This window comes from Streptomyces prasinopilosus (assembly GCF_001419695.1).
In the GTDB taxonomy this organism is placed as follows: Bacteria; Actinomycetota; Actinomycetes; order Streptomycetales; family Streptomycetaceae; genus Streptomyces; species Streptomyces prasinopilosus.
In genome coordinates this window covers 1-1951 of sequence record NZ_LIRG01000246.1, presented here as the reverse complement: position 1 = coordinate 1951, position 1951 = coordinate 1, and the positions used below count along the sequence as shown (strand labels likewise).

Sequence of the window (1951 nt, the reverse complement as noted above, 5' to 3'; positions counted from 1 at the left end):
CGGCCACCGGGGCCGCGGCGAACCCCGCCCCGGGGGTTCCCGCCGCGGCGCCCGCCCTGCCGTGGACCGCGGTCACCGACGAGGGGGAGGCCGACCGCTGGCCGGCCGACTCCGCCGAGGCACCGGGTCCCGACACGTTCCCCGGGTCCGCCGGGGCGGCGGACACCACGCCCGGCGGGCTGCCCCGGCGGCGCGGCGGCAGACGGGCCGGGACGGAGCCGCGGCAGACCGGACGGCCCGGGCACGGCGGGCGGAGCACCGTCACCGCCGTGCCGCCGGACGCGTCCTTCACCGGACTCGCCGCCTTCGCCACCGCCGGCCGCGACATCGCGGGACGCGACGCGGGGGAGCGCGGTCGCGTGGAGCGTGAATCCGCAGAGCGCGCCACCGGCGCGGCGCCCGCGGCGGCCGCCGGTGGCACCCCCGCAGGACGTGAGTACACGAAGCACCGCACCGAGGAGAGCGACCACACCCCATGACACACCAGGGAAACGACGTGAGCTGGGCGCTCCGCGATCTCGTCGAGAGCATCCAGGAGATCCGCTTCGCCCTCGTGGCCTCCAGCGACGGCAAGGCCATCACCTCCTTCGGGGCGGAGGACCCCGACGACGTGGACCGCTTCGCGGCCGTGGTCGCCGGCCTGCAGGCCCTGGCCCAGCCGGTCGCCGAACAGTTCCCCGCCTACGGGGGCCAGCTGCGGCTGGCGATGATCGAGGTCGACGGCGGCCACCTCTTCGTGGTCCGGGCGGGCGTGGAGACCTACCTCGGCGTCCTCGCCCGCGAGGGCCTGGACCAGGGACTGCTCGGACACCAGATGAGGGACCTCGCCCGCAGGATGGGCGAGCTGCTCGGCACCACCGTGCGCCAGGAGGAGCACTCTGGATGAGTGCCCCCCGCCGGCCGTCGGACCCGTCCGGTCTCGAGCGCTACTACGTCCTCACCGGCGGGCGCAGCGGACCGGGCGGTTCGGCGTCGAGTCTCGACGTGGCGACCCTCGTCGTCTCCCGCTCGGACCCCGTCCCGGGGATGCAGCACGAACACGAGGAGATCATCCGGCGCTGCCGTGAACCGCTCTCCGCGGCCGAACTCGGCGCCCACCTCGGGCTGCCGTTCAACATTCTCGCCGTCCTGCTGTCGGACCTGCTGGACACGGGCCGCGTCGAAGCCCGTGACCCCGTCCCGGCCCACGACGCCGGCCGCGGGCCCGACCTCGCGCTCCTCGAGGAGGTACTCAGTGGACTTGAAAGGCTTTGACCAGGCCGGCCGGCACGCGGCCGGGGACACCCGCTCGGTGAAGGTGATGATCGCCGGCGGCTTCGGTACCGGGAAGACCACGATGGTCCGGTCGGTCAGCGACATCAAGCCGCTCACCACCGAGGAGACCCTCACCCAGGCCAGCGCCGGTGTCGACCGGCTCATCGGCGTCGCCGACAAGACGGAGACCACCGTCAGCCTGGACTTCGGCAAGATCGGCCTCAACGACAGCCTGGTGCTGTACCTGTTCGGCACGCCCGGCCAGGAGCGGTTCTGGTTCCTGTGGAACGGGCTGTTCAAGGGGGCGCTCGGCGCGGTCGTCCTGGTCGACACCCGGCGGCTGGCCTCCAGCTTCCGGGCGATCGAGGAGATGGAACGGCAGAACGTGCCCTTCGTCATCGCCCTCAACGTCTTCCCCGACTCCAGGGAGTATCCGGTGGACGAGATCCGGGACGCCCTGGACATCCCCGGGCACATCCCGGTCGTCGCCTTCGACGCCCGCGACCGGTCCGCGAGCCGCGACGTGCTCGTCGCCCTCGTCCACCACCTCAGGGACCGTTCGGCCACGGCCGCGGAGTCCCGGTGAACGACCCTGCCGGGACCGCCCCAGGCCAGCCGCCGGGTGTCGACCAGGACCACCGCGCCCAGCGCCCCCTTGAACCGCCCGTTCCACAGCAACCAGACCCGCGCCTGCCCG

General features: G+C 73.7%; 3 protein-coding genes and 2 pseudogenes. 4 read left to right on the top strand and 1 reads right to left on the bottom strand.

Annotated elements, in window-relative coordinates; translation table 11 throughout:
• The 4 genes and pseudogenes from AOK18_RS11670 to AOK18_RS11655 all read left to right on the top strand — a co-directional run.
• A pseudogene (locus AOK18_RS11670) lies at positions 1-479 on the top strand (hypothetical protein); the annotation flags it as partial.
• Positions 476-886 carry a roadblock/LC7 domain-containing protein gene (locus AOK18_RS11665; protein WP_055694289.1) on the top strand — a complete coding sequence of 137 codons (411 nt, stop codon included), beginning with the start codon at positions 476-478 and terminating at the stop codon, positions 884-886. The pseudogene AOK18_RS11670 and the gene AOK18_RS11665, both read left to right, overlap by 4 nt.
• Positions 883-1254: a DUF742 domain-containing protein gene (locus AOK18_RS11660; protein ID WP_055573293.1), complete on the top strand. Its 372-nt coding sequence runs from the start codon at positions 883-885 to the stop codon at positions 1252-1254. The genes AOK18_RS11665 and AOK18_RS11660 overlap by 4 nt, the downstream gene beginning before the upstream one ends.
• Entirely contained in the window at positions 1235-1840 is a 606-nt protein-coding gene (locus tag AOK18_RS11655; RefSeq protein WP_055573292.1) for a GTP-binding protein, read from the top strand. The genes AOK18_RS11660 and AOK18_RS11655 overlap by 20 nt, the downstream gene beginning before the upstream one ends.
• Before the next feature lie 23 nt (positions 1841-1863).
• Here AOK18_RS11655 and AOK18_RS34190 read toward each other — a convergent pair.
• Positions 1864-1951: pseudogene (locus AOK18_RS34190) on the bottom strand (ATP-binding protein); the annotation flags it as partial.

Excerpts from the sequence above, each read along its gene's own strand:
- AOK18_RS11665 (WP_055694289.1), top strand. The coding sequence starts at position 476 with ATGACACACCAGGGAAACGACGTGAGCTGGGCGCTCCGCGATCTCGTC.
- AOK18_RS11660 (WP_055573293.1), top strand. The coding sequence starts at position 883 with ATGAGTGCCCCCCGCCGGCCGTCGGACCCGTCCGGTCTCGAGCGCTAC.